The following is a 14,534-nucleotide window of genomic DNA, read 5'->3' on the forward strand; positions in this document are numbered from 1 at the left end:
GCAGGAATTGACATGATGGCAACGCGCGCACAACAACGACCAGGACGGGCGAGTCCCGAACGGGTCACGCCCGATCGGGCGGAGTCGGGCAGGTCGAGCGAACAGGCACGAGACTTCGAATTCACGTCGGCGGATTTCGCTCGCATCCGCGAACTGATTCACCGCAGCGCGGGCATTTCGCTGTCGGATCACAAACGCGACATGGCGTACAGCCGCCTCGCGCGCCGCTTGCGCGCGCGCGGCCTCGACACCTTCAAGCAATATCTCGATCTGCTCGAAGCGGAAAACGATCCTGCCGAGTGGGAAGCGTTCACCAATGCGCTGACCACCAATCTCACGGCGTTCTTCCGCGAAGCGCATCACTTTCCGATTCTCGCCGACTTCGTGCCGGGTCGCGCACAGCCGGTTTCCGTGTGGTGCTCGGCGGCGTCGACCGGTGAAGAGCCGTATTCGATCGCGATGACGCTGATCGAAGCGCTCGGCGAAAGCGGCGCGCGCCAGGCGTCGGTGCTCGCCACCGACATCGATACCCAGGTGCTCGCGAAAGCCGAAGCCGGCGTGTACCAGTTCGACCAGGTGAAGCATCTGTCGCCCGAGCGGCTCAAGCGCTTCTTCCTCAAAGGCACCGGCGCGCATGCGGGAATGGTGAAGGTGCGCCCGGAAGTGCGCGCGCTGGTGCGTTTCGAACAACTGAACCTGACCGACCGCGATTACCAGTTGCGCTCGCAGTTCGACGCGATCTTCTGCCGCAACGTGATGATCTATTTCGACAAACCGACCCAGGCGCAAGTCCTCGCGCGCTTCGAGCCGCTGATGAAAGCGGGCGGCCTGCTGTTCGCCGGGCACTCGGAAAACTTCACGTACGTGACGCAGGCATTCAGGCTGCGCGGCCAGACCGTCTACGAATTGACACGCGACGCGGGCGGCGCCCGCCCTGCGTCACGCACGACGAGCGCAACGGGTAACACCGCGCACCACTCGGCGAGCGGGGTGGCAGCATGAGCAGCGCCCTGCCGATCGCATCGAATCTGTATTACGACAACCACTTCCAGCGCCCCGGCGTGAAGCTATTGCCGAACGAGTTCTACACCACCGGAGAAGACATGGTGCTCGTCACCGTGCTTGGTTCGTGCGTCGCGGCCTGCATCCAGGATCGCACGGCGGGCATCGGCGGGATGAATCACTTCATGCTGCCCGACGACGGCGCGGACGTTGCGCAAGCCGCATCGGATTCGATGCGCTACGGCGCGTACGCGATGGAAGTGCTGATCAACGAACTGATCAAGGCGGGCGGGCGGCGCGAGCGCTTCGAAGCGAAGGTGTTCGGCGGCGGCGCGGTGCTCGCGGGCATGACGACGATGAACATCGGCGACCGTAATTCGGAATTCGTGCGCCGCTATCTGGCGACCGAAAAAATCCGCATCGTCGCCGAGGATTTGCAAGGCTCGCATCCGCGCAAGGTTGCCTTCATGCCGCGCACCGGCCAGGTGATGGTGAAGAAACTGCGCGTGCAGCAGGAAGCGGGCGTCGCCGAACGCGAACGCGCGCTCGTGCGGCAGAGCCCCGAAGCGCGCGCCGAACGGCTCGTGGCGGCGCGCAAGCGGGTCGAACTGTTCGCGGCGCCGGCCGCGGCGCGCCCGCGCATCGAGCTGTTCGGCGCGAGCCCGCGACCGATTAATTCAAACAACGCCAGAACCACAGAGGAGGCGTGAGCGCTGTGCAAAAGATCAAAGTACTGTGCGTCGACGATTCGGCGCTGATCCGCAGCCTGATGACCGAAATCATCAACAGCCAGCCGGACATGACCGTCGTCGCGACCGCACCCGACCCGTTGGTCGCGCGCGAACTCATCAAGCAGCACAACCCGGACGTGCTGACGCTCGACGTCGAAATGCCACGCATGGACGGGCTCGACTTCCTCGAGAAGCTGATGCGTTTGCGGCCGATGCCGGTCGTGATGGTATCGTCGCTGACCGAGCGCGGCAACGAAATCACGCTGCGCGCGCTGGAACTGGGCGCGGTCGATTTCGTCACCAAGCCGAAGGTCGGGATTCGCGACGGCATGCTCGACTACTCGGAAAAGCTCGCCGACAAGATTCGCGCGGCAGCCCGTGCGCGCGTGCGCCAGGCCGCGCCGGCGCAGCATGCGGCCGCGCATGCCGCACACGCCGCGCATGCGCCGGACGGCGCCGCGCCGCTCTTCAACAATCCGTTGCTCAGTACCGAGAAGCTGATCATCGTCGGCGCATCGACGGGCGGCACCGAAGCGATCCGCGAGGTGCTGGTGCCGCTGCCGCCGGACGCGCCCGCCGTGCTGATCGCTCAGCACATGCCGCCGGGGTTTACGAAATCTTTCGCGCAACGCCTCAATGGTTTGTGCCGGATTACCGTTAAAGAAGCTGAGCACGGCGAGCGCGTGCTGCCGGGCCATGCGTATATCGCTCCGGGCCACGCGCATCTGTTGCTGGCGCGCAGCGGCGCGAACTACATCGCGCATCTGTCGGACGAGCCGCCGGTCAACCGGCATCGTCCGTCGGTCGACGTGCTGTTCCGTTCGGCCGCGCAGCATGCGGGCAAGAACGCGGTCGGCGTGATTCTGACCGGGATGGGTCGCGACGGCGCCGCCGGGCTGCTGGAGATGAAAAAGGCGGGGGCGTACACCCTCGCGCAGGACGAAGCGAGCTGCATCGTGTTCGGCATGCCGCGCGAAGCGATTGCGCTCGGCGCGGCCGACGAGATCGCAGCGCTGCCGGAAATGAGCCGGCGCGTGATGGCGCGTTTGTCGTCGATGGGCGACCGCATTCAGCGGGTATGATGCGCAGCGGATGGATCGAGGCGGTCAAGCGCCGCAACAGGGAACAAGCAAAGGGAATGAAATGGATAAGGGAATGAAGATTCTGGTAGTTGACGACTTTCCGACGATGCGCCGGATCGTCCGCAACCTCCTCAAGGAACTGGGCTACTCGAACGTCGACGAGGCGGAAGACGGTCAGGCGGGTCTCGCCCGTTTGCGCGGCGGCACCTACGAGTTCGTGATCTCCGACTGGAACATGCCGAACCTCGACGGCCTCGCGATGCTCAAGGCCATTCGCGCCGACGCCGCCCTCGCGCATCTGCCGGTGCTGATGGTGACGGCCGAGTCGAAGAAGGAAAACATCATCGCGGCGGCGCAAGCCGGCGCGAGCGGTTATGTCGTCAAGCCGTTCACGGCCGCGACGCTCGACGAGAAGCTCAACAAGATTCTCGAGAAGATGGCGAAAACCGGGAGCTGACGTGAATTTGCCGACCCATGCGCCTCACGCCGAAGCGGTCGGCGAGAGTGGCGACCACGCGTCCGACCGCATTCTCGCCCGCATTGGACAACTGACGCGCACGCTGCGCGATTCGATGCGCGAGCTCGGGCTCGACAAGCACGTCGAGCGTGCGGCGGAAGCCGTGCCCGATGCCCGCGATCGTCTGAAGTACATCGCGGACATGACCGAGCAGGCTGCCGAGCGTGTGCTGTCGGCGATCGATATCGCCAAGCCGGTTCAGGAGCAACTGCAGAAGGGCGCGGGCGAACTCGACGCGCGCTGGGAGCAGTGGTACGCGGCGCCGATCGAGCGCGAGGAAGTGCGCGCGCTGATGAACGACACGCGCACCTTCCTGCGCGGCGTGCCCGAAGCGACCAGCGCGACCAACGCGCAGCTGATGGAGATCATGCTCGCGCAGGACTTCCAGGATCTGACCGGCCAGGTCATCAAGAAGATCACGGATGTCGTGTACCTGATCGAGCAGCAGCTGCTCGGCGTGCTGGTCGAGAACATCGCGCTCGAACGGCGCGAGCAGTTCGCGGCCAACGCGGCGGCGCTCGCCGCCGAGGTGTCGCCGACCGGCAGCCCCGAACATCTGCTCAATGGCCCGCAGATCAATCCGGAAGGCAAGACGGATGTGATGCAGGATCAATCGCAAGTCGACGACCTGCTCGCCAGCCTGGGCTTCTGACGCTGGCAGCGCTGGCGGGCGCCTGTCGGCCACGCGGCTTCGCCGGGCAGCCCAGGCCGGCCATTCGTTCGCCCCGCTCGGCCATCACGCATAGCAAGCCGCGCCTCCCCGCGCGCTTGCTGTCTCTGCACGCGAACCACAGGCATACTACGGGCTCAAGCAGCGGCACGGCGCTCCGGCGGATGTAGTCGTCGGCCGGTGGCTCGGTAGGGGAGACCCTTCACGATTCCTACCGCGGCGGTGCCGTATGATCTGCCTATATGCAGCCGGTTCGCGCGCGATGCGAGCCGAGCCGCAGCTCGGGAGGAGCATCGTCATGTGGAGTTTTATACGTCGCGCCGGGATCGTTACGGCGTTTGCCTTGCCCTGTTCGCTATTGGCCCTGCAGTCCGCTCACGCGGGACTGGGCGGGGCTCCGATGACGCCACCCACGGACGCATCGGTTTCTTCCCGCGTCGTCCAGCCCGGCGGCGGCATTGCCGCGTCGGCGGCCCAGAGCGTGATGCGTTCGGCATCGAGCGCCGCTTCTTCCACTTCAGCTTCCTCGTCCTACACCGTGCGTGAGACCACGCTCGGCAACGGCACCGTGGTCCGCGAATATCTCGCCGCCGACGGCGCGGTCTTCGGCATCGCCTGGCGCGGCCCGCAAATGCCGGATCTGACCGATCTGCTCGGCAGCTATTTCCCCCAATACGTGGCCGGCGTGAAGGCCGTGCGCGCGGCGCGCGGCGGTGCCCGCGGTCCTGTCAGCGTCGATGGGAGCGGGCTCGTGGTGCGCTCCGGCGGCCACATGGGCGCGTTCAGCGGTCAGGCGTGGCTGCCGCCCGCGCTGCCCGCCGGCGTCAGCGGTTCCGACATCCAGTGACGGCGAGGACGACCATGCGAACCCAGCATCCCGGTATGAACCTCAAAGGCTGGCTGCAGGCGGCCCTGGCCGTGGCGCTTCTGGCGACGCTCGCCGCATGCGGCGGCGGCGGCGACGGAGACAGCGGCAGTTCCGGCAGCGGCAATTCATCGAGCCTACTGAACGGCGGTTCGCTGCCGCCCAGCCCGAGCCAGCAGCCGATCGGCGCGACCGCCGCGAACACCACGCCGATCACGGTCGGCCAGGGCACGAACGGCGTTATCAATATTCCGACGGTCAGCGTGAAGATTTGCGCGCCCGGCTCGACGTCCAATTGCCAGACCATCAACAACATCCAGCTCGACACCGGTTCGTTCGGGCTGCGCGTGGTCGGCTCGCAGCTGAACGCGTCGGTGCTCGGTGCGCTGCCGGTCAGCAGCGTGAACGGCGCGCAGCTCGCCGAGTGCGCGACCTTCGCCGACGGCTACACGTGGGGCACGGTGCGCACCGCGACCATCGCGATCGGCGGCGAAACCACGACGGCGGCGATCCCGCTGCAGATCATCGGCGACAAGGACGCGAGCACGGTGCCCTCGCGCGGCTGCGGCAACGGTTCGGCGGAAAACACGGTCGGCGATCTGGGCGCCAACGGCATACTGGGCATCGGCACGGCGCCCTTCGATTGCGGCGCGACCTGCGCGGACCCAACGACCGCCGCGACCTACAGCAACTACTTCGCTTGCCCGGGCGGCACGTCATGCACCCGCACGGCGGTGCCGCTCACGCAGCAGGTCGCCAATCCGGTGGCCAACTTCGCGGTCAACAACAACGGCGTGATCGTGCAGATGCCGCCCGTGCCGGATGCGGGCGCGCCGTCGGCCAACGGCACGCTGGTGTTCGGCGTTGGCACCCAGGCGAACAATGCGTTGGCCGCGACGCAGGTCTTCACGACCGACGCCTTTGGCGATATGAACGACAGCACCTTCAACGGCACGACGGTGCAGGCGTTTCTCGATTCGGGCTCGAATGGCTACTTCTTCACCGATAGCTCGCTCGCGCTGTGCGGCAGCAATTTCTCGGGCTTCTACTGCCCGAACTCCGCACAGACCCGCTCGATCACGCTGGTCGGACTGAACAAGACGACCGCGAGTGTCAGTATCGGCATCGTCAGTGCGGCGACGCTGTTCGGCAACGGCAACAACAACTACGCGTTCAACAATCTCGCCGGGCAGATCGGCGGCAGCACCAGCTTCGACCTCGGGCTGCCGTTCTTCTACGGCCGTCATGTGTACTACGGCATCGACCGCACCCTGAGCGGCGGCCAGGCGCCCTATGTGGCCTTCTGATGCGTAGCGCCGCAGCGTAAGACCGGACCTCCGCGCGAGCCACGCGCGGAGGTCCGCTTCATCCGTCGAAATACCCCCCTTTCTCCGCCCTTATCCGCCGATCGCCGCTTGCGTCGAGCGGGAATAATCGCTCTCACTGGAAAGAGGCGTCGTGCCTCGGCCGACTGGAGAGCTTTTGTGGCAGAGGACAGCGACCTCGAAAAAACCGAATCAGCCACGCCCCGGCGCCTGCAGAAGGCGCGCGAGGAAGGGCAGATCGCGCGTTCGCGGGAACTGTCGACGTTCGCCCTGCTGGCGGCGGGGTTCTACGGCGTGTGGGGAATGTCCGGCAGCATCGGAGAGCATTTGCAGAACATGCTGCGCGCGTCGCTCACGTTCGACCACGCCAGCAGTTTCGAAACCGGCCGCATGCTGATCGGCGCGGGCGCCGCGAGCCGCGAAGGCTTCTACGCGCTGCTGCCGATTCTCGCCTTCACCGGCCTCGCCGCCTTGCTCGCGCCGATGGCGCTGGGCGGCTGGCAGCTGTCGGCGAAAGGTCTCGAGCCGAAGTTCAGCCGGCTCAACCCGATTGAAGGCTTCGGCCGGATGTTTTCGATCAACGGGCCGATCCAGCTCGGCATGTCGCTCGTGAAGACGCTGGTGGTGGGCATCATCGGCGGCACGGCGATCTGGAATCGCCGCGAAGAGATTCTCGCGCTCGCCATCCAGCCGTTGCACATCGCGCTTGCCAACTCCGTGCATCTGATCGCCGTGTGCTGCGGCATGACCGTGGCCGGCATGTTCGCGGTCGCCGCGCTCGACGTGCCGTATCAGCTCTGGCAGTTCCACAAGAAGCTGCGCATGTCGAAGGAAGAGGTGAAGCGCGAGCATCGCGAAAGCGAAGGCGACCCGCACATCAAGGGCAAGATTCGCCAGCAGCAGCGCGCCATTGCGCGTCGCCGGATGATGACGCAGGTACCGAAAGCCGACGTCGTGGTCACCAACCCGACGCACTTCGCGGTCGCGCTGCAATACGCCGACGGCGAGATGCGCGCGCCGAAGGTGGTCGCCAAGGGCGTGAACCTGGTGGCCGTGCGGATCCGCGAAATTGCGGCCGAGAACAACGTGCCGCTGCTCGAAGCGCCGCCGCTCGCGCGGGCGCTGTATCACAACGTCGATCTGAACCGCGAGATTCCCGGCCCGCTGTATGGCGCGGTGGCCGAGGTGCTCGCGTGGGTGTATCAGTTGCGGCGCTTCAAAACCGAAGGCGGCGTCGCGCCGGTCGCACCGACCGACTTCGACGTGCCGCCGGAACTCGACAAGGGCGGCGTATCGGATGATGACGCCGAGCAGGAAGCCGCCGACGTACTCACCCCCGCTAACGACGACGCATCAGGAGCCTCTGCATGAACGCTCGCGCCGGTTTCCTCGCCCGACGGCCGGAAGCCTTGAGCAGCACCAATCTGCGCGCCCTCGCCGGGCCGGTGCTGATCTGCATGATCCTCGGCATGATGATTCTGCCGTTGCCGCCGTTCCTGCTGGATCTGCTGTTCACCTTCAACATCGCGCTCTCCGTGATGGTGCTGCTCGTCAGCATGTACACGATGAAGCCGCTCGACTTCGCCGCGTTCCCGAGCGTGCTGCTGTTCTCGACCTTGCTGCGGCTGTCGCTGAACGTCGCCTCGACACGGGTCGTGCTGCTCGAAGGCCACACCGGCCCGGACGCGGCCGGCCAGGTGATCGAGTCGTTCGGCCACTTCCTCGTGGGCGGCAACTTCGCGGTCGGTATCGTCGTCTTCATCATCCTGATGGTGATCAACTTCATGGTGATCACCAAAGGCGCGGGGCGGATCGCGGAAGTCTCCGCGCGCTTCACGCTCGACGCGATGCCCGGCAAGCAGATGGCGATCGACGCCGATCTGAACGCGGGCCTCATCAACGAAGAGCAGGCCAGAAAGCGCCGCTCGGAAGTCTCGCAGGAAGCCGAGTTCTACGGCTCGATGGACGGCGCGAGCAAGTTCGTGCGCGGCGATGCGATCGCCGGTCTGCTGATCATGGTGATCAACATCGTCGGCGGGCTGATCGTCGGGATGGTCCAGCACAACATGGACTTCGCGGCGGCGGGCAAGAACTACACGCTGCTGACGATCGGCGACGGGCTCGTCGCGCAGATTCCGTCGCTGGTGATTTCGACCGCGGCCGGCGTGATCGTCTCGCGCGTCGCGACCAACGAGGACATCGGCACGCAGCTCACCGGTCAGCTGTTCACGAATCCGCGCGTGCTGATGATCACCGGCTGCATTCTCGTCCTGATGGGCCTGATTCCGGGCATGCCGCACTTCGCGTTTCTGGTGCTCGGCGGCGGTCTGATCCAGCTCGGCCGCACGATGAAAAAACGCGCCGAGGAACGCAAGACCAGCACGGCGCTCGTCGACGTCGCGCCGGCCGCGCTGGCCCCGGTCGAAAACACCGAGGCGAGCTGGGACGACGTGACGATGATCGACACGCTCGGCCTCGAAGTCGGCTATCGGCTGATCCCGCTCGTCGACAAAAACTCGGACGGCGAACTGCTCAAGCGGATCAAGAGCATCCGCAAGAAGTTCGCGCAGGAAATCGGCTTTTTGCCGCCGGTCATTCATATTCGCGACAACCTCGAATTGCGGCCGAACGGGTATCGCATCGCGCTCAAGGGCGTCGAAGTGGGCGTCGGCGAAGCGTTTCCGGGGCAGTGGCTGGCGATCAATCCAGGCCAGGTCTCCGCCGCGCTGCCCGGTACGCCGACACAAGACCCGGCGTTCGGCCTGCCCGCCATCTGGATCGATACGAATCTTCGCGAACAGGCGCAGGTGTACGGCTACACGGTGGTCGATTCGAGCACGGTGGTGGCCACGCACCTGAATCACCTGGTCGTGACGCACGCGTCGGAACTGCTCGGCCGCCGCGAAGTGCAGGCCCTGCTCGAACGGATGCAGAAGGACACGCCGTCGCTGGTCGACGATCTGGTGCCGAAGACGCTGCCGCTCACGACGCTGCAGAAGGTGCTGCAAAACCTGCTGGAGGAAGGCGTGCCGATCCGTGATTTGCGCACGATTCTCGAAGCGCTCTCCGAACATGCGTCGAAGATCAGCGACGCGCACGATCTCACCGCTGCCGTACGGCTCGCGCTGGGCCGCGCGATCACCCAGCAGTGGTTCCCCGGCACCGGCGACATGCAGGTGATGGGCCTCGATTCGAATCTGGAGCGCGTGTTGTCGCAGGCGCTCTCGACCGGTGCGAATCCGGGTCTCGAGCCGGGGCTCGCAAACACGCTGCTGACGGAAACGCAGAAGGCGATGACGCGTCAGCAGAACCTCGGCTTCGCGCCGGTGCTGCTGGTGCAGCATGCATTGCGGCCGATGCTCGCGCGTTTCCTGCGCCGCAGTCTGCCGCAGTTGAAGGTGCTCTCGTATGCGGAAGTGCCGGATACGCGCAACGTGAAGGTGGTGAATCTGATCGGCGCGCACGGTTGAGATCGAAGCGCCGCCCGGTGTTCGCAATCGCACAAGCATACGCATACGTTCGCAGCATTTCGCCGGCGCCCTCGGGCGCCGGTTTTCATTTCAGCCGCTTACCCGATGCGCCCCGCGCTCGCTCCGAGGCAGACCTGCGCTTATCGCGAAAGCACCGTGCCGCGCCGCTCGAAGGCCCGCTTGAAACCCGCGTGCGCGCCGCGCCGGCCGCGTTTCCATCGCGCGAATTGCCTACCTTTAACGGTCTTTATCCATCGATCGTCGCTCGACAGCTTTCGCAATAATTGATCTCAATGGGAAGCGGTGTTTTGCCGGTCCGTCAGTCCGTTTACCTCATCGGGGGTCCAGCTTGAACATTCGTAAATTTGTCGGTGCCAACAGTCGCGATGCACTGCGTCTCGTGCGTGAAGCCTTGGGCCCGGATGCAGTCGTGTTGTCCAATCGCACGATGGACGACGGCAGCGTCGAGATCGTCGCGCTGGCCGACAGCGACCTGGCAGCCATCACGCCGAAGGCTCGCCAAGGCGCCAGTGCGGCCCAGGCCGCGCCGACAAGTTCAGGTGCTGGACTGGCACTGCCCGGCGCACCGCGCGCGTTGCCTGCGATGCAGGCGAACCCGTATGCGAGCGGCATGCCCGATGTGTTTTCGTCGGTGTTCGGCGCGAGCCCCGAAGCGGGCGTTGAAACGATGCACGCCAGCGCGCCGCTCAGCACGTCCGCGATTGAAGTGACACCGGCCGTTCCGAAAGCGGCGACGCCGAAAGCGATACCTCAGCCTCAGGCGACTGCCGCAGCAACGGCTCCGACGACCGCGTTGCCGGGCGCCGCAGCGAAGCCGGCGTCAGCCATCGGCCAACCTGTTGCGCAGCCGATCCCCACCGGACCGAGCGCCCGCGCAGCCGCCTCGCGCCTCACGGAAGACATGCGTGCCGACCTGCTCAAGGCCGCCGGTGTACCTGTCATGCCCGCCGTGCCGAAGGTAGAGGCCACCGCGCCGCGCACGATGGCCGAATCGAATCCGTGGCTGATCGACCATGCGCGCCGCATTGCCGCCGAACAGCAGCAACAGGGCGAATACAGCGCGCGCCCCTCGGCCATGACGCCGTCCGCCGCCACCGCGAAGGGACTCGGCGCGGCCGTCGAAATCGACATGCCCGCAGCCCAGCCGGTTGCCGCCACGCCCGCGACCGACACGCCCGACTGGGCCCGCGAAGCCGCGCAAGTGGCCGCGCGCCGCAGCGCGCAAAAACTCGCGCCGGTGCAATCGGGCAACGACGAAGCGCGCACGCCGGCGGCCGTCGCCGAAGCGATCAAGGCGCGCATGGAGCAGGTCGTCAACGACACCGTGATGAACGAACTGTCGTCGATGCGCGGCATGATGGAAGAACACTTCGCCGGCCTGCTGTGGGGCGATCGTCAGCGCCGCAACCCGGCGCGCGCCGCGCTCACCAAGCACCTGTTCGCCGCGGGCTTTTCCGCGCAGCTCGTGCAGATGATGGTCGACAACCTGCCCGACGAGATCGAGACGATGGACGGCGGCATGGACTGGGTGCGCTCGGTGCTCGAATCGAACCTGCCGGTGATGGAAGACGAAGACGCGCTGATGGAGCGTGGCGGCGTGTTCGCGCTGATGGGCCCGACGGGCGTCGGCAAGACGACGACCACCGCGAAGCTCGCCGCGCGCTGCGTGATGCGCTTCGGCGCGAGCAAGGTCGCATTGCTCACCACCGACAGCTACCGGATCGGCGGCCACGAGCAGCTGCGCATCTTCGGCAAGATTCTCGGCGTGTCGGTGCATGCGGTGAAAGACGGCGCCGACCTGCAACTCGCGCTTTCCGAACTACGCAACAAGCACATCGTGCTGATCGACACGATCGGCATGAGCCAGCGCGACCGCCTTGTGTCCGACCAGATCGCGATGCTGTGCCGCGCCGGCCAGCCGGTGCAGCGCCTGCTGCTGCTCAACGCGACGAGTCATGGCGACACGCTCAACGAAGTCGTCCAGGCGTATCAGCGCGCGCCGGATCAGCAGCCGCTCGCAGGCTGCATCCTGACCAAGCTCGACGAAGCCACCAATCTCGGCGGCGTGCTCGATGCGGTGATCCGCTACAAGCTGCCGGTGCACTACGTGTCGACCGGTCAGAAGGTGCCGGAAAACCTGTACGTCGCCACGAAGAAATTCCTGATCAAGAGCACCTTCTGCATACCGCGCGACAACTCGCCGTTCGTGCCGCATGACGACGATATTCCGGCGCTGCTGTCCGCGCTGTCAGCACGTTCGACGGCCGAGTTGCACGAGGTTCGCTTTGGATAAGCTCATTTCCGATCAGGCGGAAGGACTGCGGCGGCTGCTTGCCCGCAGCGGCGCACGCGTGATTGCGATGACGGGCGGCCCGGCCGGCATGGGCTGCACCACGGTGGTGGTCAACCTCGCCGCGGCGCTCGCGCAGCAGGGCAAGGACGTGCTGGTGGTCGACGAATGCGTGGGTGAGCGCTCGGTGAGCGCGATGCTCGGCGGCTTGCGCGGCGCCGGCAATTTTTCGGCGGTGATGCGCGGCGAGATGACGCTCGATGACGCCGCCGCGCGGCACGCGCTGGGTTTTTCGGTGCTGGCCGCCTCGCGCACCAACCGCGAAGGCCACTCGGCCGCGCAGTTCAACGTGCTGCTCGGCGGTTCCGCCGACATCGTGCTGATCGACGCGCAACTCGACGAGCAAGGCTACCTGTCGCCATTCGCGCGCCAGGCGCACGACGTGATGATCGTCACGCGCGTGTCGGCGCAGGCGATCACCGACACGTACGCCTGCATGAAACGTCTGCACTACGCGCACGCGATCGCGCAGTTCCGCGTGCTGACGAACCACGTCCAAAGCGTGAACGACGCGCATACGACGTTTGCCAACCTGGCCGGCGTGGCCGGGCGCTACCTGGCGGTGGCGCTGGAAGACGCCGGCTGTATTGCCGCCGATGCGCGGATGGCGCGAGCCGAGGAGTTGTCGCGTTGTGTCGTCGATGCGTTTCCATCGACACCGGCTGCGCGCGACTTCCGCCACCTCGCCGCCGAATTGCAGTACTGGCCGATGCGGCCAGCGATGTCGTCGCAAACGCCCTGGATGGCGCCTGCGACAGTTACAGCGGCGCAACACGCCGACCAACCGTCCGCGCAGCACGCCTGAGAGGCGGCACAAGGACAAGGGGAGCACGATGTATAACGCCCAGGGAAAGATTTCCCAAGCCGAAGTTCTGACGAAGTACGCACCGCTCGTGCGTCGCCTCGGCTTGCAGCTCGTCGCCAAGATGCCGGCGAGCGTCGATCTCGACGATCTTATCCAGGCCGGCATGATCGGATTGCTGGATGCCGCTGGCCGCTACAAGGAAGATCAGGGCGCGCAGTTCGAGACCTACGCCAGCCAGCGGATTCGCGGTGCGATGCTCGACGAGTTGCGCAGCAACGACTGGTTGCCGCGTAGCTTGCGGCGCACCTCGCGCGAGGTCGAAACGGCGGTGCATAAGGTTGAGCAGAACCTGGGCCGCTCGGCGAGCGAAACCGAGGTGGCCGAGCACCTGCAAATGCCGCTCGACGAATATCAGTCGATGCTGCAGGACCTGCACGGCAGCCAGTTGATCTACTACGAAGACTTCGACCGCTCCGCCGACGACGAGCCGTTTCTCGACCGCTACTGCGTGGATCATTCCGACCCGTTGTCGGCGCTGCTCGACGACAGCCTGCGCTCGGCGCTGGTGGAGGCGATCGACCGCCTGCCGGATCGCGAGAAGCTGCTCATGTCGCTGTACTACGAGCGCGGCATGAACCTGCGCGAAATCGGAGCGGTGATGGAAGTCAGCGAGTCGCGCGTGTGTCAGTTGCACAGCCAGGCCGTGGCGCGCCTGCGCACGCGGCTGCGGGAAATGGCTTGGGCGAACGCCGAGGCGAACTGAAGCGAGACTGTTCGAGGTGGGACGGGTGGCGCGCTATGCGCACACCTCGTTCTTCAGGCGTTAGCCATTTCATGTTCGGCGGCGAGCGCGAGAAAGGCCGAGCGCGACATGCCGTGCGCCTGCGCGTAAGTGTCGATCTCATGCACCAGCGCCTCGGGCAGTGAGATGTTGATGCGGATCGCTTTCTTCAGCGCCGGAATATTGCGCGTTGTCACGATGCCCCACGTGAATCCTGCGAAGCCAGGATTGAGCCGATGCTCGTCGAGCGTCCGGCGCTCGGGCAGCGGCATACCTTCGTCGATCAAGGTCTCGAGATGCGTTTCGATGGCCTCTTTCGCGTTCGCGTAGGCTTCTTCCAGCGTATCGCCCGCCGAGTGGCAGCCCGGGATGTCGGGCACCACCACGCCGAACGCATGCTTCTCGTCACCGGGCTCGATGGCGATCGGAAAGATCAGGTTTTTCATTTCAGACCCGCCTGTTTCAAAATGCTGTTCAGGGTGCCGGGCGGCAGATCCTTTTCCGGATGCGGGATGGTCACGAGACCGGGCTTTACCGCGTGCCGAAAATGATGGTGGCTGCCCGTTATCCGGACGAGTTGCCAGCCATCGGCGTGGATCAGTTTGACGACCTCGGCGCTGTTCATAGGGTACTCCCAAAACTATACACACGATTACACAACCTCGCTAGTGAGCGGAGTTTTGCCTGTGGATACGGCGCAACTCCAGAGCCGCGGCGGCGGCGGAAACTCGATTGGGGATGACATTTCAACGCGACGCGGCGTTGCGCGCCAGCTAGCCAGATGGCTAACGTTGGAGTGAGACGCAGGGCAATGAGGTGAGGGCGCCGCAATAGAAAAAGGCTCGTCGATGACGAGCCTTTTCATTCAGCAAAGGTGCGGCGCACAGGACCAGGATCGGTGCGGCGGTCACCTGG

Annotated in this window: 14 protein-coding genes; 12 read left to right on the forward strand and 2 right to left on the reverse strand. The window is 65.5% G+C overall.

Features of this window, described 5'->3' with window-relative positions; all coding sequences use genetic code 11:
- Positions 1–12: 12 nt before the first annotated feature.
- The 12 genes from PQQ53_RS02595 to PQQ53_RS02650 all read left to right on the forward strand — a co-directional run bounded on the left by PQQ53_RS02595 (position 13) and on the right by PQQ53_RS02650 (position 13,601).
- A complete protein-coding gene (locus tag PQQ53_RS02595) occupies positions 13–1,002 on the forward strand; it encodes a CheR family methyltransferase (RefSeq protein ID WP_408323225.1) in 990 nt (329 codons plus the stop codon).
- Positions 999–1,712 (forward strand): chemoreceptor glutamine deamidase CheD, encoded by a 714-nt coding sequence (gene cheD, locus PQQ53_RS02600; protein WP_408140162.1) that lies wholly within the window; start codon positions 999–1,001, stop codon positions 1,710–1,712. Before PQQ53_RS02595 ends, cheD begins: the two co-directional genes overlap by 4 nt.
- Before the next feature lie 5 nt (positions 1,713–1,717).
- Positions 1,718–2,815 carry a protein-glutamate methylesterase/protein-glutamine glutaminase gene (locus PQQ53_RS02605; protein ID WP_408140163.1) on the forward strand — a complete coding sequence of 366 codons (1,098 nt, stop codon included), beginning with the start codon at positions 1,718–1,720 and terminating at the stop codon, positions 2,813–2,815.
- A gap of 61 nt (positions 2,816–2,876) precedes the next feature.
- Positions 2,877–3,272 (forward strand): chemotaxis response regulator CheY, encoded by a 396-nt coding sequence (gene cheY / locus PQQ53_RS02610; protein ID WP_168662462.1) that lies wholly within the window; start codon positions 2,877–2,879, stop codon positions 3,270–3,272.
- Position 3,273: 1 nt separating this feature from the next.
- The gene (cheZ, locus tag PQQ53_RS02615) at positions 3,274–3,984 is read left to right on the forward strand and encodes a protein phosphatase CheZ (RefSeq protein WP_408140165.1); all 711 of its coding nucleotides are present in this window, start codon (positions 3,274–3,276) and stop codon (positions 3,982–3,984) included.
- Positions 3,985–4,300: 316 nt separating this feature from the next.
- Positions 4,301–4,849, forward strand: a complete 549-nt coding sequence (locus PQQ53_RS02620; RefSeq protein WP_408140166.1) for a DUF2844 domain-containing protein — start codon at positions 4,301–4,303, stop codon at positions 4,847–4,849.
- Positions 4,850–4,863: 14 nt separating this feature from the next.
- The gene (locus tag PQQ53_RS02625) at positions 4,864–6,174 is read left to right on the forward strand and encodes a DUF3443 domain-containing protein (protein ID WP_408323226.1); all 1,311 of its coding nucleotides are present in this window, start codon (positions 4,864–4,866) and stop codon (positions 6,172–6,174) included.
- Between the two features lie 177 nt (positions 6,175–6,351).
- Positions 6,352–7,563, forward strand: a complete 1,212-nt coding sequence (flhB, locus tag PQQ53_RS02630; RefSeq protein WP_408140170.1) for a flagellar biosynthesis protein FlhB — start codon at positions 6,352–6,354, stop codon at positions 7,561–7,563.
- A complete protein-coding gene (gene flhA, locus PQQ53_RS02635) occupies positions 7,560–9,662 on the forward strand; it encodes a flagellar biosynthesis protein FlhA (protein WP_408140172.1) in 2,103 nt (700 codons plus the stop codon). Before flhB ends, flhA begins: the two co-directional genes overlap by 4 nt.
- 349 nt (positions 9,663–10,011) lie before the next feature.
- Positions 10,012–11,976, forward strand: coding sequence for a flagellar biosynthesis GTPase FlhF (gene flhF / locus PQQ53_RS02640; RefSeq protein ID WP_408323227.1), 1,965 nt, complete (start codon positions 10,012–10,014; stop codon positions 11,974–11,976).
- On the forward strand, positions 11,969–12,838 hold the full coding sequence (locus tag PQQ53_RS02645; RefSeq protein WP_408152775.1) for a nucleotide-binding protein: 870 nt from the start codon (positions 11,969–11,971) through the stop codon (positions 12,836–12,838). The genes flhF and PQQ53_RS02645 overlap by 8 nt, the downstream gene beginning before the upstream one ends.
- A 28-nt stretch (positions 12,839–12,866) precedes the next feature.
- Complete coding sequence (locus PQQ53_RS02650) at positions 12,867–13,601, forward strand: RNA polymerase sigma factor FliA (RefSeq protein WP_121316010.1); 735 nt, start codon at positions 12,867–12,869, stop codon at positions 13,599–13,601.
- A gap of 53 nt (positions 13,602–13,654) precedes the next feature.
- Here the strand turns inward: PQQ53_RS02650 and PQQ53_RS02655 are convergent, their stop codons facing one another.
- On the reverse strand, positions 13,655–14,065 hold the full coding sequence (locus tag PQQ53_RS02655; protein WP_408140178.1) for a type II toxin-antitoxin system HicB family antitoxin: 411 nt from the start codon (positions 14,063–14,065) through the stop codon (positions 13,655–13,657).
- On the reverse strand, positions 14,062–14,244 hold the full coding sequence (locus PQQ53_RS02660; protein ID WP_408140181.1) for a type II toxin-antitoxin system HicA family toxin: 183 nt from the start codon (positions 14,242–14,244) through the stop codon (positions 14,062–14,064). Before PQQ53_RS02660 ends, PQQ53_RS02655 begins: the two co-directional genes overlap by 4 nt.
- Positions 14,245–14,534: the final 290 nt, after the last annotated feature.

The sequence above is a fragment of the Paraburkholderia strydomiana genome, from assembly GCF_046030495.1.
GTDB classification, from domain to species: Bacteria; Pseudomonadota; Gammaproteobacteria; order Burkholderiales; family Burkholderiaceae; genus Paraburkholderia; species Paraburkholderia strydomiana_A.